Below are 19,720 nucleotides of genomic sequence, written 5' to 3' on the forward strand. Positions count from 1 at the left end.
ACTTCACACCAGACGGACCTGGACTCTGCCATCCTCCGCCACCACGTTCAGCGTATCTCCCTTCTTCATTCGTCCCTCTAAAAGCAGGTCCGCCGCCGGGTCCTCCACCAGGGCGGAGATGGCCCGGCGCAGCGGCCGCGCCCCATACTCCCGGTCGCTGCCCTGGCGCGCCAGCAGCTCCACTGCCGGGTCCTCCACCTTCAGCTCCACTCCCAGACGGCTCAAACGGCTGCCGGTCTCGGACAGCAGCTGGCGGGTAATGGCGCCCAGCGTCTCCCGGTCCAGCGGATGGAACACCAAAATGGAGTCCAGACGGTTGAGAAACTCGGGGGAAAAGGTGCTCCGGGCATCAGACAGCACCGCCCGCTCCAGCTCCTCCCGCTCCGCGGCACCCCCCGCCGAAAAGCCCAGCTGCCGGCCCCGGGCAAAGCGGCCCGCACCCAGGTTGGAGGTCATGACAAGCACCGTGTTCCGGAAGTCGGTTTTTCGTCCCTGGGCATCGGTCAGCACTCCCTCTTCCATCACCTGGAGCAGGACAGACCACACGTCCCGGTGCGCTTTCTCCAGCTCGTCCAGCAGCACCACAGACCAGGGGTTCCGCCGCACCCGTTCGGTGAGCTGTCCCCCCTCCTCGTGTCCCACATAGCCCGGGGGCGAGCCGATGAGCCGGGATACCGTGTGAGCTTCCATATACTCGGACATGTCGAAGCGGATGAGCGCCTCCTGACAGCCAAAGAGGGCCTGGGCCAGGGCCCGGCACAGCTGGGTCTTTCCCACGCCGCTGGGGCCCAGGAACAAGAAGCATCCCACCGGCCGCCTGGGGTCTTTCAGGCCCAGGCGGCTGCGCCGGACGGCCCGGGTCACCGCCTCCACCGCCCGGTCCTGGCCCAAGAGACTGCGGCGCAGCTCCCGGTCCAGCTGGGCCAGCACCCGCCGGTCCGTCTCGTCGGGCCCCTCCACCGGCACGCCAGTCCACTGGCTCAGCACCGCCCGGATGTGCCGCTCTTCCACTTGTCTGGGCCCCTGCCCGGCCAGCCATTTGCTCCGGGCCCCCTCCAGTTGGCGGCGAAAATCGCTCTCCGCGTCCCGCATCATGGCGGCCTTTTCAAAATCCTGCTCCCGGATGGCCTGTGTCATCTGCCTGCCGGCCTGGACAGCCCGGCCCTCCAGCTCCTTCAGCTCCGGAGGCAGCTCCCGCCCCCACAGCCGCGCTTTGGCGGCCGCCTCGTCCACCAGGTCAATGGCCTTATCCGGCAAAAACCGCTGGGGCAGGTAGCGGATGGACAGATCCACGGCCGCCTCTAAGGCCTGGTCGGTGATGGTCAGATGGTGGTAAGTCTCATACCGTCCCCGCAGTCCCCGCAGAACGGTCAGCGTCTGGTCCCGGCTTGGTTCCCGGATGGTCACCGGCTGGAAGCGGCGCTCCAGCGCGGCGTCCTTTTCGATATGCCGGCGGTACTCGTCGATGGTGGTGGCCCCGATGACCTGTATCTCTCCCCGGGCCAGGGCCGGCTTTAGAATATTGGCCGCGTCAATGGCTCCCTCCGCGCTACCGGCCCCCACTATGGTATGGAGCTCGTCGATGAAGAGGATCACATTCCCAGCCTTTCGCACTTCGCTGAGCACATGACGCAGCTTTTCTTCAAATTCTCCCCGGTACTTGGTCCCCGCTACCATGGCGGACAGGTCCAGGGCGCACAGCCGCCGCCCCAACAGATGGGCCGGAGCGGTGCCGTCGGAGATGGCCAGCGCCAGGCTCTCCACCACGGCGGTCTTACCCACCCCTGGCTCCCCGATCAGGGCGGGGTTGTTTTTGGTCCGCCGCGACAGGATCTGGATCACCCGCTCCAGTTCCTCCTCCCGGCCAATCACCGGGTCCAGCTTGCCCTCAGCCGCCATTCGGGTCAGATCCCGGGCACACTGGTCCAACTGGCGGGTGTCAGGCACAGCTCTCTGCTCCGGCTCCCGCGCCCTCCGGGGCGGCAGATTCTCTTCCCCCAGAGATGCGGTGACGGTCTGGTAGAGCCGTCCCCCGTCCACACCGCACTCCCGCAGCAGCTGGACCGCAGCGCAGTTCTCCTCCCCCAGAAGGCCCAGCAGCAGATGCTCGGAATTTACCGCCCGCTGTCCCAGCCGCCGGCTCTCCCCCACTGCCCCCTGGATAGCCTGACAGCAGTGGGGCGTCAGCCCCTGGTGCAGCGCCCGGGCCGGCACCCCGATGCCCACCCGCTGGGCGATGGCCGCCCGCAGGGTCTTGCTGTCCGCTCCAGCCCGCCGCAGGGCATTGGCCGCGGGACTGTATTCCTGACAGGCCAGGCCCAACAACAGATGCTCGCTGCCCACATAGCTGTGCCCCAACTGGGCCGCGTTTTCCTGGGCCAGGCGGATGGCCCCCAGGGCTGTGGATGTAAAACGACTGTCTGCCATACATTTCACCTCATCCAAAATCTTTTTTAAGCATGCCCGCCTTTTCTAAAATTTAGCATTGCATTTTTAGAAAGATGTGATAGAATGAATGTACATTTTAAGGGAGGTGTACTTACTATGGCTTATGTCATCAGCGATGCTTGCATCAGCTGTGGTTCCTGCGCGGATGCCTGCCCCGTGGGCGCCATTGCTCAGGGTGCTGATCATTACGAGATCAATGCCGATTCCTGCCTGGACTGCGGTTCCTGCGCGGATACCTGCCCCATGAGCGCGATCTCTCAGGGCTAATTACATGAAAGAGACGACGCCGGGAAATGCTCGGCGTCGTCTTTTTTATCTCTTAATCTAATATTTAAAATTATATTTGGTCATTTTTCATATTGATATTCTCCATCCATTGGGATATACTGAGGACAGTAAGCGATCCGTCCCTCCCAAGGAAAGGAGTGTCCCTCTATGCGTTCCAATGCTGTTTCTGTAAATCAGGCCTTCTTCCGCCCCGCCCCCCGCCGCCGGGAGGTCCGGGACCCCTACGACGGTCTGCGTCCCTGGTCCGCCATCACCCACGGCGTGGGCGCCGGGCTGGCCGTACTGGGCACCGCCGCCCTGCTGGTCCGCGCCGCGGGGCTGGGTAAATGGCTCCATTTCTGGCTGTTTCTGGTCTATGGTCTGTCTATGATCGGCCTGTACACCGCCAGCACCCTGTACCACTGTCTCAATACGTCGGTCCCCGTCCGCATCGCCCTTCGGAAATACGACCACTGCTCCATCTACCTGCTCATCGCCGGCAGCTACACCCCCATCTGTCTCACCGCTCTGGCAGACCGCGGCGGCCCCGCTCTGCTGGCCGCCGTGTGGGCACTGGCCGCCGCCGGTCTTGTCCTGACCATTGCCAAGCTGTCCATCCCCCGGTGGCTCACCAGCGTCATCTACCTGGCCATGGGGTGGCTGGCCATCTTCGCCATCGTCCCCATCTACCGCACCCTGCCCGCCTACGGCTTCTTCTGGCTGCTGGCCGGCGGCATTCTCTACTCCGTGGGCGGCGTTCTCTACGCCGTGAAGTGGCCCGGACGGAACAATCCCCGCTTCGGCTGCCATGAGATCTTCCATGTTTTTATTCTTCTGGGCAGCGCGGCCCACTTCATTCTCATGTATCAGGTCATCGCCCTGCTGTAAGAGCAGCGCCCAGGCCGGGAGCTTCCGCTCCCGGCTTTTTTATTGAATTTTCATGTAAAAAAAGTGTTTGAAATTTTTAAAAAACAAGTGTTATGATAAGAATGTAGCCAAAATAGTTCATTTATTTGCACCTCACATTTTTGTACACAGAAAGGAGCACAAGTATGAAACGCATCAAAGCCGCCTGCATCCAGCAGACCCTCCACTTTCTCCTCAAAGAGGATGCCGACCGTGACCTCGCCGCGTCCGCCGTCCAGGAGGAGGTCCGGCGCTACAAGCAGCAGTTGGAGCGCGGCCGTGTCCAGCACAAAATCCTCTCTGAAGAGACTTTAGAGGACGGCTCTGTTCTCATCAAGATCATCAAGCAGTACAACACGTCCCCGGTGGGAGATTATCTGAACTAAAGCATACGCCGGCCGCTGCAACAGCGGCCGGCGCGACATTTTTCATTGATATTCCATTCATCATTGGAAACGGTCTCCGCCGTTCTCCACGATCTCCCTGCGGTATACCCAGCGCAGAAAAATCGTACAAAGGGTGACGGAAAACACCTCGGCAATGGGGAAAGCCCACCACACCGTATCCAGCCCGTGGATCTTGGACAGGAGGAAGGCCGCCGGAAGCAGCACCACCAGCTGGCGTACCACTGACACCGCCAGACTGAGCACACCGTGACCCAGGGCCTGGAACACCGAGGAGCACACGATGCAGAAGCCTGCAAACAAAAAGCTAATGGAGATGGTCCGCAGCGCGGGCACGCCGATGGACAGCAGATCGCCGCTGGTCTCTCCCTCCGCCAGGAACATAGATAGGAACAGGTCTGGCGCCAGCTGGAAGGCTAAAAAGCCCAGGAACATGATCCCCATGGCGTACATGACGCTGAGCTTGATGGTCTTGACGATCCGGTCCGGCTTCCTTGCCCCGTAATTATAGGCCACAATGGGCACCATGCCGTTGTTCAGGCCGAACACCGGCATAAAAATAAAGGACTGGAGCTTGAAGTAGACGCCAAAGACGGCGGTGGCGGTGGCGGTAAAGGCGATGAGGATCTGGTTCATGCCAAAAACCATCACCGAGCCGATGGACTGCATGGCGATGGAGGGCAGACCCACGCTGTAGATGCCTCCAATGACCCGGCGGCTTGGCCGGAAGCCCTTCAGCGACAGGTGGATGTCCGGATTTCGGGTCAGATTGAACACCAGAGACAGGCATCCCCCGGCAATCTGGCCGATAACGGTAGCCAGAGCGGCGCCCGCAACCTCCATTCTTGGAAAGCCAAACAGACCGAAGATCAGGATGGGGTCCAAAATGATATTGGTCAGCGCGCCCACCGCCTGGGTGACCATGGTCAGGACGGTACGGCCGGTGGCCTGAAGCAGCCTGTCAAAGGTAACGGCGGCGAACAAGCCCGCGCTCATGCCGCAGCAGATGGTCAGATACTGGGTGCCACGGTCCACAATGCCGGCGATATCCGTCTGCACCGTGTAAAACAGCCGGGAGCAGGTCAGACCCAGAACCGTAAATACCAGACAGCTGAGCAGCGCCAGGAACAGGCCGTTCAGGGCGGTCTGGTCGGCCAGCTTCTGATCCTTCTGGCCCAGGCTCCGGGACAGCAGGGCGTTGATCCCTACGCCGGTGCCCACCGCCACCGAGATCATCAGGTTCTGTACCGGGAAAGCCAGGGACACCGCATTCAGCGCGTCTTCACTGAGTTTGGCAACGAAGACGCTGTCCACCACATTGTACAGTGCCTGGACCAACATGGAAATAATCATGGGCACCGCCATGTTCAGTAGCAGCCGATTGACCGGCATCACGCCCATTTTGTTCTCATTGGCGGGTCGTTCCACGGGTGTTCCTCCTTCAATCTATCTTTTCAGCGCTTCTTTTACATAAAGATAGATTATAGAGGAATTCAATTTTAATGTCAATGTCACCCCGCGGTCTCAGTCAAAAAAACGAGGACTTACCCGGTAACGGCATCCTCCTTCTGGCTCATGGACATGACCGATACCTCGAAAGCGGTGCGTTCCTCGGTCCGTTCCTCCACAGTCTTTGTGTACACCCGGCTCTGGAGCCGTCCGTTCAGCCGCAGCTGGTCCCCCACTGCCAGGTCCCCGCACCGGTAGGCCAAACTGCCCCAGGCAATACAGGGCAGATAGTCTGCCCTCCCGTACCGCCGGTTCACCGCCAGGATCATGTCGCAGATGCTCCTGCCCAGCGGGGTAGTCCGCAGACTTGGGGGCTTGCACAGGGTCCCGGTCAGCTCTAGCCGGTTTTCGTCCTCCCCCTGCTCCCGGACCAGTTCCTTGGCAAAGGTACTGATGACCAGGCGGTTCCCCACCCCCGTTCGGTTGTTAAAGGTACGTACTTCTCCCCGCACCGTCAGCTCCTCCCCCGGCTCCGGGGCGCCCCACCGGTCCAGCAGCGGTCCGGCCGCCACAACGTTGATCCGGTCCTCCGCTCCGGACAGCCGGACCACTGCTATGGGGAACCGGTAAAACTCCACGCCGTGGTTGCTGTGGGAAAGGACCGGGGGAGCTTCCACACGGCCGTGCAGCTGGATGCGGTTGAGGTCAGCGGAGTTCTGTCTCATGGGTCATCACACTCCTGAATCGTTTGTTCCTCCGATTTATATGAGAGACAACGGTCCGGTATGCCCATGAAGCAAAAAAGGATGGCCGCCCCGCGGCCATCCTTTTTTCGTTGTTAAGATCAGCGGCCAAAACCGCCGCCTCGGCCTCCGCCGAAGCCGCCGCCCCGGGAGCCGCCGAAGCCGCCCCCACGGAAGCTTCCGCCGCCACCCCGGGAACCGCCAAAGCTGCCGCCGGAGAAGCCGCCGCCCCGGAACCCACCGGAGCTGCCGCCCCGGGAACCGCCGAAGCCGCTTCCGCTGAAGCCACCGCCCCGGAAGCCGCTGCTAGACCGGGAGGAGGACCCGCCCGGTCTGGAGTTGCTCCCGAAACCGCTGGGACCGCCCCCGAAGCTTCCCGGTCCGCCGGGACCCTTAGGCCCTCTGGGGGGAGGCGGCGGCGGCGGACGGCGCCAACGCCGGCGGTACCAGCCGTAAGCCGGCCCGTGCCAGAAGAGGATGGGCCGGAAAACTACCGGGGGATTGGGAACCCCGTAGTACCGCTGGCGGTAAGAGGCGTAGCGCAGATGGTCCGCGATGGTGGCGATGACCAGAATGATGATCAACAGCATGATCCATCCCCAAATACCGGAAGCTTCGCCGGACTGGGCATACACCGCAGAGGCGGAACCGTCGCCGTAGTTGTCCAGATAGTACTGGTTCAGGGCGGCAAACAGGGTCAGCACGCCCTGGCCGTATTCGCCGGCCGCCACATTGTCGTAGAGGTACTGGCTGAGATAGACCCCCACCTCGCTGTCCGACAGGGGGTAGTCCATACCCACGGCAAAATAGGCGTCGCCGCTCTGGGGGTCGATGGTCAGATAACCGTCATAGGCACCCAACTCAAATTCCTCAGCCCGGTCGTAGGTGTACTCCTCCAGGCTGGTATTGGGAGTGTTGGCCAGGGTCTCTACCACGATGATGCTGCCGTACCGTTTGTCCCAGTTGGCATTGTAGAGGCAGATCTGCTCCTCCTCGTTCTGGGAGAGTACGCCTGCAAAGTCCCCGATCCACCGTTCATAGGCTCCGGTAGACAGGGAATCATCCAGCCCCGAGGGGGCGGGAGCGGCGCTGCTGCTCCCTTTGCTCAGGCCGATGCCCACAGCTCCCACGATCATGGCGGCGGTGATGATCCACGCCATCCAGGTTTTTTGGAAAATTTTCATAATATACCTCGATCTTCCGCGGTCAGATACATACCGCTCCAAGCTCCCCTGCTCGGGGATTCGGCGCTTCTTGTCAGCCCCGCAGCTCCAACAGCTTCTGCTTCAACTCGCCCTCGATCCTTCCCAGCTCGGCTTCCGCTTCCTTCCGCTTCTGGGCGCCCTCGGTCTGGATCTTCATGACCTCGTCCAGGGTGGAGATGAGCTGCTGGTTGGTGTGCTGGAGGGTCTCGATAGAGACCACGCTCCGCTCGGCCTCTTTGGCCGTCTCGATGGTGCCCATCTTCAGCATGTCGGCGTTCTTACGCAGCAGATCATTGGTCATATCGGTGACGGCGGCCTGGGCGGCGGTGGCCTGACGGCCATGCTCCAGACCCAGAGCCAGCACCATCTGGCTCTTCCACAGGGGGATGGTGTTCACCAGAGAGGACTGGATCTTCTCCAGCATCTGGGTGTCGTTGTTCTGAAGCAGACGGGTCTGGGGTCCCATCTGAATGGAGATCATCCGGGTCAGTTCCAGGTCGTGGAGTTTCTTCTCAAACCGGGTGCACAGGTTGGCGAAATCATTGTAGGCCTGGGCGTCCTCCTGAGCTCCGCTCTGCTCCGCCTTCTTCCGCAGGTCCTCCAGATCGTGGGTTCTCAGGTATTCCAGCCGCTTCTTGCCGGCGATGATATACATGGTCAGTTCTTTATAATACTTGGTGTTCAGCTCATACATCTGGTCGAACATGGCGATGTCCTTCATCAGGACCACCTGATGGTTCTCAAGTACCTTGACGATCTTGTCCACGTTGGTCTCCGCCTTGGAGTAGCTGGCCTTCATGGCCTCCAGGTCGTTTTTCTTCTTCTGGAAGAAGCCGGCAATGCCCTTCTTTTCCGGCTGCTGGCCGAAGTTCTTCAGTTCCACCACCAGGGAGGACAGGGCCTCGCCCACCTCGCCCAGATCCTTGGTCTTCACGTTGTTCAGGGCGTTCTCGGAGAAGGCCGCCACATTCTTCTGGGCGGCGGCTCCGTACTGGAGCACCAGGTTGGAATCGGTAATGTCGATCTTCTGAGAGAACTCATCCACCATCTTCCGCTCCGCCTCGGTAAGCATGGACTCGTCCACTTTGACGGCGTTGGCGTCCCGCTCCTTCTGGGCCGCCTCTGCGGCAGCCTGGGCGGTATCAGCGGAGGTATCCAGGGTCAGGGCGGGAGCCGCGGGGGCCTGGGCAGCAACAGTCGCGGTCTCGGGCATCAGGGTCAGCTCCGGAGTCAGATTCAGTTCATCGCTCATGGTCGTTTCCTCCTAATTTATCGTCAGATTTGTTTGTTGTCTTATCACAGGTGAGATAGCGGCGCCAGAAGCATATGCAGCCTATCAGAACCAAAATCAGCGTGCAGATGTACAGAAAAAGGCGTCCGCCGTCCCGGTAGGGAGAACAAAACTCTTTCAGGATCAGTACGGTCTCCAACCCGGTCCAGACCGTCCAGATGACAGCGGTGCGCAGACGCATTCCCTTTTCGTTTCGCTTGCGGCATCTCATCGTTCCGGGCTCCTCACAGCTCCAGCTTGATCCCATCGCCGCCGGACTCCTTGCCGTCCCTGGCGCTGTTGTTGATGTTCATGCGCCCGAAGCCCTCCCGGGCCAGCAGATTCTCCATGACAGTGATGTCGGTGGAGATGTCCAGAGCCTCCTCTCCGAAGAGGGCGTCCAGCTGCTTGTCAAAGGCTTGGGTAATGGTGTCCATCATTCCCTCCACCTTGGCCTTGGTGGCGCTGATGTTCTCCCCGGAAATGCCGGTGGAGTCCATCCGGTCGTAGGCGTTCAGGATCTTCAGGGTGGTGGGCAGGTAGTAGTCCATAAAGCGGCGGATCTGGGGGAGCTTTTTGGGGTTGGCCGCCACATGGTCGATGATTTTCCGGGTGACCTCCTCCAGGTGGTCGATCTGGGCGGAGATCTTCTCGTCGGGAATGTTCTCGTTGAGCCGGCGCATCTCGGACAGGGCCCGGTCCCGCTCCTTGATCAGGGCGTCGATCTCCGGGTTTCCGGTGGACTTGGGCTCCGCCTTCTTCTCCTGCTTGGGCGCGGCCTTTTTCTCCGGCTCCGGCTCGCCGGGGATCTCATAGGTCTTGTCCGGGAAGACGGCCTTGGCGATTACAAAAACTACCAGGGACGCCACAGCGCAGGTGATGAACTGCATCACCGTGTGCAGTGGGAACAGCAGTGCATAGACCAACCAGGTCACGCCGATGAGATAGATAGGGAGCACAGAACGCTTTACATGCTTGGCCATATTCTTTTCCTCCGTCGCCCCTTGGGGCCGCTTCAACCATAGGATCTGAATTACTTTATTGTACCCCCTTATGCTAAGGGGTGTCAAGAAATTTGCCCGGGCCGGGACGCTTTGCATTGACTTCTGAGGAAAGATTGAGTATGATTTTGTCAGAACTTTTATAACATAAAGGAGATTCCATATGCTGACCCTCGAAGAGTTTAAAAACGCCCGGAGCGTGCTCCAGGGCGTCCTGCGCCCCACCCCTCTGATTCACTCTCCCTACCTGTCCAAAAGCTGCGGCAACAACGTGTACCTGAAGCCCGAAAACATGCAGGTCACCGGCGCTTACAAGATTCGAGGGGCCTACTTTAAGATCAGTACTCTCACCGAAGAGGAGAAAGCCCGCGGACTGGTCACCGCCTCCGCCGGCAACCACGCCCAGGGCGTGGCCTACGCGGCCCAGGCCGCCGGTGTGGCCGCCACCATCGTCATGCCCACCACCACCCCCCTGGTCAAGGTGAACAACACCAAGGATTACGGGGCCAACGTGGTCCTTCACGGCGAGGTCTTTGATGACGCCGCCGAACTGGCCGCCAAGATGTCTGAGGAGCAGGGCCTCACCTATGTCCATCCCTTTAACGACCTGACTCTGGCCACCGGCCAGGGCACCATCGCCTATGAGATCTTCCAGGACCTGCCCGACGTGGACATCATCCTGGTGCCCATTGGCGGCGGCGGACTGGCCGCCGGCGTGTCCACCCTGGCCAAGCTGCTCAACCCCAATGTGGAGGTCATCGGCGTGGAGCCCACCGGCGCCGCCTCCATGAAGGCCAGTCTGGAGGCCGGCCATGTTGTTACCCTACCCACCGCCACCACCATCGCCGACGGCGTGGCCGTCAAGACCCCCGGCGACAAGGTCTTCCCCTATGTTCAGCAGAACGTGGACCGGGTGCTGGCTCTGGAGGACGGCGAACTGGTGGAGGCCTTCCTGGACGTGATGGAGCGGCACAAGATGGTGGTGGAAAACGCTGGCCTTCTCACCGTGGCCGCCCTGCGTCACCTTGGCTACCAGGGCAAGAACGTGGTGTCGGTGCTGTCCGGCGGCAACATGGACGTGATCACCATGGCCTCTCTGGTCCAGCACGGTCTGATCTGCCGGGGCCGGATCTTCACCTTCGCCGTCCAGCTGCCCGACCGCCCCGGCGAGCTGCTGCGGGTGGCCCAGGTGCTGGCCCGAAACAACGGCAACATCATCAAGCTGGAGCACAACCAGTTCGTCAACATCAACCGCCAATCCGGCGTGGAGCTCCGGGTCACGCTGGAGGCCTTCGGTCACGACCACAAGGAGCAGATCCTGAACGCCATGCGCCAGGAGGGCTATCAGGTGTCAGAGACCGACACCGGCGACTTCTACACCTGAGCGAACGCACTCAGCGCCGCCCGCCGGCTGCATTCTGCCGCCGGCGGGCGGCTATCAGAAAGCGGCGGACCGTCCGGATCTCCCGGGACAGGTTTCGGCCGTGGGCTGGGCCTGGAGCAGGTCCCGGTCCCGGGGCACCCGGGGAGCGGAAGGCGCTCCCCTTCTCCGCCCTGCATCCTATGCGCGCCGGAGCAAAACTGCCCCTGGCTGCCGCCCCCCGTATGTCATGTATGATTGAATGGAAAGTGAGGAGCCTGTTATGATCAAGATCGCCCCCTCTATCCTGTCCGCCGACTTTGTCAACCTGGAACGGGACATCAAAAAGGTATCTTCCGCCGATTACCTCCATGTGGACGTGATGGACGGCTGCTTTGTGCCCAACATCACCATCGGCATCCCGGTGGTCAAGTCCATCCGCAAGTGCACCGACATGTTTCTGGACGTCCATCTGATGATCGACAAGCCGGTGCGGTACATCGAGGATTTCGCCAAGGCCGGGGCGGACCTGCTGTCCGTCCATCTGGAGGCCGACCATCCCACCCGCATCGCTGAGGCCCTTAAAGTCATGGACCAGTGCGGCGTGAAAAAGGCGGTGGCCCTGCGGCCCATCACCGACGCCCGCGCCATTCTGCCTTACATTGAACAGCTGGACATGGTGCTGGTCATGACGGTGGAACCCGGCTTCGGCGGCCAGTCCTTCATGGAGTCCCAACTGGACACCATCCGCCAGGTTCGTGCCATCATCGACAAGTACAACCCCGCCTGTGAGCTGGAGGTGGACGGCGGCATCGCCCCCAAGATCGCTCCCTTGGTGGTCGAGGCTGGCGCCAACGTGCTGGTGGCCGGCTCCGCCGTCTACGGCAAGGAGGATATCCCCGCCGCTATCCAAGCCCTGCGTGTGTAAATAGTCTTTTGTAGGGCGGGGGTTCGCCCCCCGCCGCCCACCATATCCGCACCGCCATGGAACGGCGGGGGCAAGCCCCCGCCCTACGGGTCCGTGCATCTTTTGGAGGTCACCCCCATGCAGTATTTCCCCCCCGCTCTGGAAAATCTGGTGGAGCACTTTGCCAAGCTGCCCGGTATCGGCCTGAAATCCGCCCAGCGGCTGGCCTTTTATGTGCTGTCTCTGTCAGAGGAGGAGGCCAATTCCTTCGCCCAGGCCATCGTGGACGCCAAGACCGCCATCCACTGCTGCCCCGTCTGTCAGAACCTGACCGAGGGAGACGGGCCCTGCGCCATCTGCGCCAGCCCCAAGCGGGACCACTCCCTCATCTGCGTGGTGGCCGACCCCAAGGACGTGGTGGCCATGGAGCGTTCCCGGGAGTACGGCGGGCTGTACCATGTGCTCCACGGGGTCATCTCCCCCATGAACCATGTAGGTCCCGACGACCTGCACATCAAGTCTCTAGTGGAGCGGGTGGCAGCCGGCGGCGTGGCCGAGGTCATTATGGCCACCAACCCAGACACCGAGGGAGAGGCCACCGCCATGTACCTGTCCCGGCTGCTCAAGCCCTTCGCCGTCCGGGTGACTCGGCTGGCCTACGGCATCCCCGTGGGCAGCCACCTGGAGTATGCCGACGACGCCACGTTAATGCGGGCTTTGGAGGGCCGCAGAGAGATGTAATACCGTCGTCTATCATTACCATTTGAATATAAACCGAATAGGAACGCCGCGGCCGTGACCGGCCGCGGCGTCCTTATTGTATCAGAAAGTAATTCGCCGTCACGCGAAGGTATTTCTATGCCAACCCTCAAAGCCTTACGGGGATCGGGCGTTTTGCCGTCAGGCTGTCCGGCGTCACCCGGCACTCCAGAGCCAGCACCTCCACCCCGGCTTTGGCTGCCCGGCGCAGCGCGGCGCCGAACTCCGGATGGGTGGCGTCGTTGGGCTCCAGCCAGTTCATTCCCTCCATCTGAACCACAAAGCATACCGCTGCCTCATAGCCCGCCGCCCGGGCGGCTATCAGCTCCTCCAGGTGCTTGACCCCCCGCTGGGTAGGGGCATCGGGGAACCGTGCTACCCCGTTTTCCTCCAGGGTGACCCCCTTCACTTCCACAAAACCCCTGTTTCCCGATGCCTCCCAGTAATAATCAAAGCGGGAATTCCCATATGTCATCTCCGGACGCAGCAGGGTCAGACCCGGCCGGAACGCTCCCGAGGCCGCCCACTCCCCAAAGACCTTGTTGGGAGCCTGGGAATCCATGTTGATGAGCAGGGGACCAGGCTCCCGTTCCTTCTCCACCGCCACCAAATCATACCGGGTCTTGCGGGCCGGGTTTCCGCTCTCCACCAGGTACACCCTGCACCCAGGCACCAGCAGTTCCCGGCAGCGGCCCGTATTCTTGACATGGCACACCTCCATCCGGCCCGCTGCCTCCACATGGGCGATGAACCGATTGGGCCGGGCCAGAAAGGTCCCCTGGCAAATATTTGGATAGCGCATCTTGTCTTTCCCCCATGGTTTCTGGTATGATAATGTCCACCGATCAGGCGTGTCGGTCATCTTTGATCAAAGCCCAGTATATTCGATTTCCGGAAACGAGGCAAGACACATGGAGAAAAAAGCCTACCTGTACATCATCACCGCCGCATCCTTATGGGGCTGCATCGGCGTCTTTTTGAAGCTGCTCACCGCCGCCGGCCTGTCCTCTATGGAAGGGGTGGCTGTCCGCGTGACCGTCTCCGCACTGCTCTACGGTCTGTTTTTAGCCTGCACTGACCGGCAGGCCCTCAGGATCGACCCCCGGCACTGGTACTACTTTTTCGGCACGGGAGTCTGCTCCCTGCTGTTCTTCAATTGGTGCTACTTCAACGCCATCTCCCGCAGCTCCATGTCGGTGGCCGCGGTGCTGCTGTACACTTCTCCCGTATTTGTCACGCTGATGTCCGCCCTTTGTTTCCAGGAGAAGATCACGTCTCTGAAGGTAGGCGCCCTGGCCCTCACCTTCGCCGGCTGCGTCCTGGTCACCGGACTGCTCCCTCTGGGACAGCAGTCCGTCAATCTTCCCACCATTCTCTTTGGCTTGGGCTCCGGATTTGGATATGCCCTATATTCCATCTTCTGCAAGTTCGCCCTTGAAAAATACTCCGCCTCCACCGTCACCTTCTACACCTTCCTCTTCTCCGCCGCCTTCTCCCTGCCCCTGTCCGGTCTCCACCGGGACCTGGCTCTGCTGGCCGACTGGCGGGCCGTCGTGGGCGGTCTGGGCATCGGGGTGGTGTGCTGCATCCTGCCTTACCTGCTGTACACCGAGGGCCTGCGATACGCCGAGGCGGGGAAGGCTGCCATCCTGGCCACCGCCGAGCCCTTCGTGGCCGCTCTGCTGGGCATCCTGGTCTATCACGAGGCGGTCACGCCTTTTAAACTGCTGGGCATGGCCGCCATCTTTGGGGCCATCCTCCTGCTGAACCGCTCCCCGCAAAAAAATTCCTGACTCAAAGTGACAAAGGGCGCGCCGTTTTTCCACGGCGCGCCCTTTTCTTCCCATCTCAACGGTCCGTTTATTGTCTTAGCCTCTCTTTTCGCCTATGATGGTAGTGATCCCTCATCCCAACACCGAAAGGAGATGCCCCATGAACTTTACCCCCATTGACCTCGCCTCCTGGCCCCGCCGGGAGATCTTCTGCTACTTCTCCCGCATGGCCCCCACCGGCTACTCTCTCACTGTAGAGCTGGATGTCACATCTCTGCGCCATGTTCTGCGGGAGGCCGGACTGAAATTCTTCCCCGCCTACCTGTGGCTGGTCACCCGGCGGCTCAACCATCAGGTGGAATTTCGCCTTGCGGAGCAAGACGGCGTTCTGGGGTACTTTGACTCCCTCACCCCACTGTACGCCGCCTTTCATCCAGACGACAAGACCTTCTCCATGATGTGGACTCCTTTTCAGTCGCAATTTTCCGACTTTTACCGGGCTTATCTTGAGAACCAGACCGCGTATGGGGACAACCACGGCTTTCTGGCTCAGTCCCAGACGCCGCCGCCCCCCAACGCCTACACCATCTCCTGTGTCCCGTGGATCAGTTTCTCCCACTTTGCCGTCCACAGCTACGACAACAAGCCCTACTACTTTCCCTCGGTGGAGGCGGGAAAAATATTCTCCCGGAACGGCTCCCTGATTCTCCCCCTGTCCATCACCTGCCATCACGCCGCCACCGACGGCTACCACATCCATCAATTTTTGGAGGGACTTCAGGCAGACATGGACAACTTTTCCCAGTTCCTGTAAACATAAAACAGGGCCGTCCATGTTGGCCCCCCAGAGTTTGCGCCCGCAACTGTTCCAGTCCTCCGTCAGAGGCGGCGGGCCGCAGCCGGCAAAAAAATCCCTCCGGAAGCTTCCAGAGGGATTTTTTCGCATATAGGTCCTTACACTACGACCAACTGGCCGTCCCGGCAGTCCACTGTCAGAGTGGCGCCGGACTCTACCTGGTCGGCGATGATCTTCCGACCGATGAGGGTCTCCACCGTGTGCTGGAGGTACCGGCGCAGGGGCCGGGCGCCATAGATGGGGTCGTAGGCCTCGTCGATGATCTCCTGCTTGGCGGCGGGGGTCAGCTCCACCGTCAGCTGCTTGTCGGCCAGACGCTTGTTCAGATCGGCCACCAGCAGATCGACGATATGGGTCACATTCTCCTTGGTCAGTGGCTTGTAGAACACGATCTCGTCCAGCCGGTTCAGGAACTCGGGCCGGAAGGAGCGCTTGAGCAGCTCGTTCACCTGGTCCCGGGCCTCCTGGCTGATTTCGCCGTTGTCCTGGATGCCGTCCAGCAGGAACTGAGATCCCAGGTTGGAGGTCAGAATGATGATGGTGTTCTTGAAATCCACAGTCCGGCCTTGACTATCTGTAATACATCCGTCGTCTAATACCTGGAGTAGTACGTTGAACACATCGGGATGGGCCTTCTCCACCTCGTCAAAGAGGATGACGGAGTAGGGCTTGCGGCGGACTGCCTCGGTGAGCTGGCCGCCCTCTTCATAGCCCACATATCCCGGAGGGGCGCCGATGAGCCGGGAGACGGAGAATTTCTCCATATACTCGGACATGTCGATACGGACCAGATTCTTTTCGCTGTCGAACAGCGCCTCGGCCAGAGTCTTGGCCAGCTCAGTCTTGCCCACGCCGGTGGGACCCAGGAACAGGAAGGAACCGATGGGTTTCCTGGGATCAGCGATCCCGGCACGGCTGCGCAAAATTGCTTCGGACACCAGACGGACGGCCTCGTCCTGGCCCACCACCCGTTGGTGCAGGATGTCCTCCAGATGGAGCAGCTTCTCCCGCTCCCCTTCCATCAGGCGGGAGACCGGGATACCCGTCCAGCGCTCAATGATCCGGGCGATCTCCTCCTCGGTGACCTTATCCCGGAGCAGGGAACGTGCCTTGCTGTCATTGGCGATCTGCTCCTCCGCCTCCAGAGCCTTTTTCAGCTCGGGGATGCGGCCGTACTGGAGCTCGGCTGCCTTCTCCAGGTCGTACTCCCGCTGGGCCTTCTCCAGAGCGGCGTTGGCCTCCTCCAGATCGGCGCGCAGCTGCTGGACCTTGCCGATAGCCCCCTTCTCGTTGTCCCACTGGGCTTTCTTGGCCTTGAACTCCTCCCGCATATCGGAGAGTTCCTTTTGGATCTCGGCCAGATGCTCCTGGGACAGCTTGTCAGTCTCCTTCTTCAGGGCGGCCTCCTCGATCTCATGCTGGATGATCTTCCGCTGGATCACGTCCAGCTCGGTGGGCATGGAGTCCATCTCCGTACGGATCATGGCGCAGGCCTCGTCCACCAAGTCGATGGCCTTGTCGGGCAGGAAGCGGTCGGTGATATAGCGGTTGGACAGGGTGGCGGCGGCAATGATAGCGCCGTCGGTGATCTTGACACCGTGGTACACCTCGTAGCGCTCTTTCAGGCCGCGGAGGATGGCAATGGCATCCTCCACCGTGGGCTCGTTGACCATCACGGGCTGGAACCGACGCTCCAGGGCGGCGTCCTTTTCGATATACTGGCGGTACTCGTTGAGAGTGGTGGCGCCGATGCAGTGCAGCTCGCCCCGGGCCAGCATGGGCTTGAGCAGGTTGCCGGCGTCCATGGAGCCCTCGGTCTTACCCGCCCCCACGATGGTGTGCAGCTCATCGATGAACAGGATGATCCTGCCCTCGGACTTCTTCACCTCGTTGAGGACAGCCTTCAGCCGCTCCTCAAACTCGCCACGGTACTTGGCTCCGGCCACCAGACTGCCCATATCCAGGGAGAAGATGGTCTTGTCCTTCAGAGAGCCGGGCACGTCCCCCTTGACGATCCGCTGGGCCAGTCCCTCGGCGATGGCGGTTTTGCCCACGCCGGGCTCGCCGATGAGGACGGGGTTATTCTTGGATTTCCGGGACAGGATACGGATCACGTTTCGGATCTCATCGTCCCGGCCGATGACCGGGTCCAGCTTGTTCTGCCGGGCCCGCTCCACCAGATCGGTGCCGTATTTCTTCAGGGCGTCGTAGGTATCCTCCGGGTTGTCGCTGGTGACCCGCTGGTTGCCCCGGACGTTGGCCAGCGCCTGCATGACCTTCTCCCGGTTCACGTTGTAGGTGCGGAACAGCTCCTTCAGGGCGCTGTTGGCGCTGTCCATCAGTCCCAGGAAGATGTGCTCCACGGAGATATACTCGTCCTTCATGGACTGGGCAATCTGCTCCGCCCCCTTTAAAGCCCTGTCCACATCCTGGGCCACATAGACCTTATCCGCCTCCCGGCCGCCGCCGGACACTTTGGGCAGCTTGCCCACCTCGGCCCGGACCGCCGCCTCAAAGCTGGGAACGGTCATGCCCATGGCGGTGAGCAGCTGGGGGATGAAGCCCTCGCCGTCACTGACCAGGGCCAGCAGCAAGTGCTGCTGCTCGATCTGCTGGTTGCCGTACTCCTGCGCCAGACTCTGGGCGTTCTGAATCGCGGCGAGAGACTTCTGTGTAAACTGATTCATGTTCATAATGGATGAAACCCTCCTTTACCTCGGGTTTAGTTTCTCAAAGATTAGCACTCTATATTCTTAAGTGCTAATTTAATCATATACCATGTCTTTCTCTTTTTCAAGAGGGATCTTTGGATTTTTCCAAAAAACAGGGGCAGACCGTCGGTCTGCCCCTGTCCGGATCGGGTCACTGAATGGCGATCTTACGACTCTGAGGCTGGATCTCCGCCAGCTTGGGCAGAGTCAGCTTCAGCACACCATTTTCATAGGAAGCACCGATGGCGTCCTCCTGGATGCCGGTGATGTCAAAGGAGCGGCTGTAGCTGCCGTTGCGGCGCTCCCGGCAGATGTACTTGCCGGCGTCGTCCTTGTTCTCCACTGTCTCCTCGTGGTGGGCGGAGACAGTCAGCATCCCGTCCTTCACGTCCAGGTCGATGTCCTCCTTATTGAAGCCGGGCAGTTCGGCCTCCATCAGGTAGTGGTCGCCCTCGTCCTTGATATCGGTACGGAAGGCAGGCATCTGGCGGTGCTCCGCAGGGAAGAAGCTGCGCTCAAAATCATCAAACAGGTTGTTCAGACTGTTGGTACGGCTAAAGGGAATCAGACTATACATAATAAAAACTCCTTTCGGACCTCTTTGGGCGGACCCTGTGTCCGCTTTCAGGTCCTTCTTAAATTTGTCTTTAGTATAGCCCGGGATTATGAACATTTCTCGCAAAGAGTGTGTCTAAATTGTAAATATTAGCACTCTATATTTAAGAGTGCTAATATTAGCTATTTCGACCTTCCCTTGATGATCCCTTCCCCTGCTGGCCCCGCCGCCGGCATCTCATCCCTCTATGCGGTCAATCAACACATCATACAAACGGACCGGCGCCCGTCTGGGCGCCGGTCCGTTGTTCTTTCACTGCTGGGCGTATCGGGCCAAAAACTGGCGGGTACGCTCCCGTGCGGGACGTTCGATGACCTGCCGGGCCTCTCCCTGCTCCACGATGACACCCCGGTCCATAAAGATGACCTGATCGGCCACATCCCGGGCAAACGCCATCTCATGGGTGACGATGATCATGGTGGTCTTTTGCTCAGCCAGAGACCGGATGACCTTCAGCACCTCGCCGGTAAGCTCCGGGTCCAGGGCGGAGGTGGGCTCGTCAAAGCAGAGGATATCCGGCTTCATGGCCAAGGCTCGGGCAATGGCCACCCGCTGCTGCTGTCCGCCGGAGAGTTGGTGGGGATAGTGTCTGGCCCGGTCGGCCAGCCCCATCTGGTCCAGCAGTTCCTTTCCCCGGCGCTCGATCTCTCCGCAGATCTCTCTCCTGGTGGATTTGAAATCCGGCCGCTCCTTGGCCAGCAGCCGCGGAGCAAGGGTCACGTTTTCCAACGCGGTGTACTGGGGAAACAGATGAAAGGACTGGAACACCATGCCGAAGTGAAGCCGTTTTTTCCGGATCTCACTCTCCCGCTGGGTGGCGGGATCACCGGCGTCAAAAAGCGTCTTGCCTCTGACCAGGATCTGCCCCCGGTCAGGCGTCTCCAGAAAATTCAGGCATCGCAGCAGAGTGGTCTTTCCGCTGCCCGAGGAGCCGATGATGGCTAGCGCCCTGCCCTCCTCCAGGGAGAAGCTGATGTCCTCCAGGACCCGGGTGGCGCCGAAATGTTTTTCGATGTGATGTACTTCCAGAATCGGCATTGCGGCAC

General features: G+C 60.7%; 19 protein-coding genes. 8 read left to right on the plus strand and 11 right to left on the minus strand.

What is annotated here, in order from left to right; genetic code table 11:
• Nucleotides 1–3: 3 nt before the first annotated feature.
• The gene (locus tag I6E39_RS02805) at nucleotides 4–2,427 is read right to left on the minus strand and encodes an ATP-dependent Clp protease ATP-binding subunit (protein WP_235379856.1); all 2,424 of its coding nucleotides are present in this window, start codon (nucleotides 2,425–2,427) and stop codon (nucleotides 4–6) included.
• A gap of 117 nt (nucleotides 2,428–2,544) precedes the next feature.
• Here I6E39_RS02805 and I6E39_RS02810 point away from each other — a divergent pair, with 117 nt between their 5' ends.
• From I6E39_RS02810 to I6E39_RS02820, 3 genes are all read left to right on the plus strand, one after another.
• On the plus strand, nucleotides 2,545–2,715 hold the full coding sequence (locus I6E39_RS02810; protein WP_235379858.1) for a DUF362 domain-containing protein: 171 nt from the start codon (nucleotides 2,545–2,547) through the stop codon (nucleotides 2,713–2,715).
• A gap of 168 nt (nucleotides 2,716–2,883) precedes the next feature.
• Nucleotides 2,884–3,603, plus strand: a complete 720-nt coding sequence (gene trhA / locus I6E39_RS02815) for a PAQR family membrane homeostasis protein TrhA (RefSeq protein ID WP_235379860.1) — start codon at nucleotides 2,884–2,886, stop codon at nucleotides 3,601–3,603.
• A 164-nt stretch (nucleotides 3,604–3,767) separates the two neighbouring features.
• A complete protein-coding gene (locus tag I6E39_RS02820; protein WP_235379862.1) occupies nucleotides 3,768–4,007 on the plus strand; it encodes a hypothetical protein in 240 nt (79 codons plus the stop codon).
• Between the two features lie 60 nt (nucleotides 4,008–4,067).
• Here the strand turns inward: I6E39_RS02820 and I6E39_RS02825 are convergent, their stop codons facing one another.
• From I6E39_RS02825 to I6E39_RS02850, 6 genes are all read right to left on the minus strand, one after another.
• Nucleotides 4,068–5,453, minus strand: a complete 1,386-nt coding sequence (locus I6E39_RS02825) for an MATE family efflux transporter (protein WP_478358204.1) — start codon at nucleotides 5,451–5,453, stop codon at nucleotides 4,068–4,070.
• Nucleotides 5,454–5,569: 116 nt separating this feature from the next.
• Nucleotides 5,570–6,199, minus strand: coding sequence for a single-stranded DNA-binding protein (locus I6E39_RS02830; protein ID WP_235379863.1), 630 nt, complete (start codon nucleotides 6,197–6,199; stop codon nucleotides 5,570–5,572).
• 119 nt (nucleotides 6,200–6,318) lie between these two features.
• Entirely contained in the window at nucleotides 6,319–7,401 is a 1,083-nt protein-coding gene (locus tag I6E39_RS02835; RefSeq protein ID WP_235379864.1) for a TPM domain-containing protein, read from the minus strand.
• A gap of 73 nt (nucleotides 7,402–7,474) precedes the next feature.
• A complete protein-coding gene (locus I6E39_RS02840) occupies nucleotides 7,475–8,674 on the minus strand; it encodes a toxic anion resistance protein (protein ID WP_235379865.1) in 1,200 nt (399 codons plus the stop codon).
• Entirely contained in the window at nucleotides 8,664–8,924 is a 261-nt protein-coding gene (locus I6E39_RS02845; RefSeq protein ID WP_235379866.1) for a hypothetical protein, read from the minus strand. Before I6E39_RS02845 ends, I6E39_RS02840 begins: the two co-directional genes overlap by 11 nt.
• A gap of 13 nt (nucleotides 8,925–8,937) precedes the next feature.
• Nucleotides 8,938–9,675 (minus strand): 5-bromo-4-chloroindolyl phosphate hydrolysis family protein, encoded by a 738-nt coding sequence (locus I6E39_RS02850; RefSeq protein ID WP_235379867.1) that lies wholly within the window; start codon nucleotides 9,673–9,675, stop codon nucleotides 8,938–8,940.
• A gap of 181 nt (nucleotides 9,676–9,856) precedes the next feature.
• On the opposite strand from I6E39_RS02850, the gene ilvA reads away from it, so the two are divergent.
• From ilvA to recR, 3 genes are all read left to right on the plus strand, one after another.
• Entirely contained in the window at nucleotides 9,857–11,077 is a 1,221-nt protein-coding gene (gene ilvA, locus I6E39_RS02855; protein ID WP_235379869.1) for a threonine ammonia-lyase, read from the plus strand.
• 259 nt (nucleotides 11,078–11,336) lie between these two features.
• Nucleotides 11,337–11,981 carry a ribulose-phosphate 3-epimerase gene (gene rpe, locus I6E39_RS02860; RefSeq protein ID WP_235379871.1) on the plus strand — a complete coding sequence of 215 codons (645 nt, stop codon included), beginning with the start codon at nucleotides 11,337–11,339 and terminating at the stop codon, nucleotides 11,979–11,981.
• A 117-nt stretch (nucleotides 11,982–12,098) separates the two neighbouring features.
• A complete protein-coding gene (recR, locus tag I6E39_RS02865) occupies nucleotides 12,099–12,701 on the plus strand; it encodes a recombination mediator RecR (RefSeq protein WP_235379873.1) in 603 nt (200 codons plus the stop codon).
• A 127-nt stretch (nucleotides 12,702–12,828) separates the two neighbouring features.
• Here the strand turns inward: recR and sfsA are convergent, their stop codons facing one another.
• On the minus strand, nucleotides 12,829–13,521 hold the full coding sequence (sfsA, locus tag I6E39_RS02870; protein WP_235379874.1) for a DNA/RNA nuclease SfsA: 693 nt from the start codon (nucleotides 13,519–13,521) through the stop codon (nucleotides 12,829–12,831).
• Nucleotides 13,522–13,630: 109 nt separating this feature from the next.
• On the opposite strand from sfsA, the gene I6E39_RS02875 reads away from it, so the two are divergent.
• Together I6E39_RS02875 and I6E39_RS02880 are read left to right on the plus strand one after the other, a co-directional pair.
• Nucleotides 13,631–14,512, plus strand: a complete 882-nt coding sequence (locus I6E39_RS02875; protein ID WP_235379876.1) for a DMT family transporter — start codon at nucleotides 13,631–13,633, stop codon at nucleotides 14,510–14,512.
• A 139-nt stretch (nucleotides 14,513–14,651) separates the two neighbouring features.
• Nucleotides 14,652–15,305: a CatA-like O-acetyltransferase gene (locus I6E39_RS02880; protein ID WP_235379878.1), complete on the plus strand. Its 654-nt coding sequence runs from the start codon at nucleotides 14,652–14,654 to the stop codon at nucleotides 15,303–15,305.
• 140 nt (nucleotides 15,306–15,445) lie between these two features.
• Here I6E39_RS02880 and clpB read toward each other — a convergent pair whose 3' ends face one another.
• The 3 genes from clpB to I6E39_RS02895 all read right to left on the minus strand — a co-directional run bounded on the left by clpB (nucleotide 15,446) and on the right by I6E39_RS02895 (nucleotide 19,712).
• The gene (gene clpB / locus I6E39_RS02885) at nucleotides 15,446–18,040 is read right to left on the minus strand and encodes an ATP-dependent chaperone ClpB (RefSeq protein WP_235379880.1); all 2,595 of its coding nucleotides are present in this window, start codon (nucleotides 18,038–18,040) and stop codon (nucleotides 15,446–15,448) included.
• A gap of 169 nt (nucleotides 18,041–18,209) precedes the next feature.
• Nucleotides 18,210–18,635 carry an Hsp20/alpha crystallin family protein gene (locus I6E39_RS02890; protein ID WP_235379882.1) on the minus strand — a complete coding sequence of 142 codons (426 nt, stop codon included), beginning with the start codon at nucleotides 18,633–18,635 and terminating at the stop codon, nucleotides 18,210–18,212.
• A gap of 291 nt (nucleotides 18,636–18,926) precedes the next feature.
• Complete coding sequence (locus I6E39_RS02895; protein WP_235379883.1) at nucleotides 18,927–19,712, minus strand: amino acid ABC transporter ATP-binding protein; 786 nt, start codon at nucleotides 19,710–19,712, stop codon at nucleotides 18,927–18,929.
• Between the last annotated feature and the right edge of the window lie 8 nt (nucleotides 19,713–19,720).

The sequence above is a fragment of the Pseudoflavonifractor phocaeensis genome (assembly GCF_021531375.1).
In the GTDB taxonomy this organism is placed as follows: Bacteria; Bacillota; Clostridia; order Oscillospirales; family Oscillospiraceae; genus Lawsonibacter; species Lawsonibacter phocaeensis_B.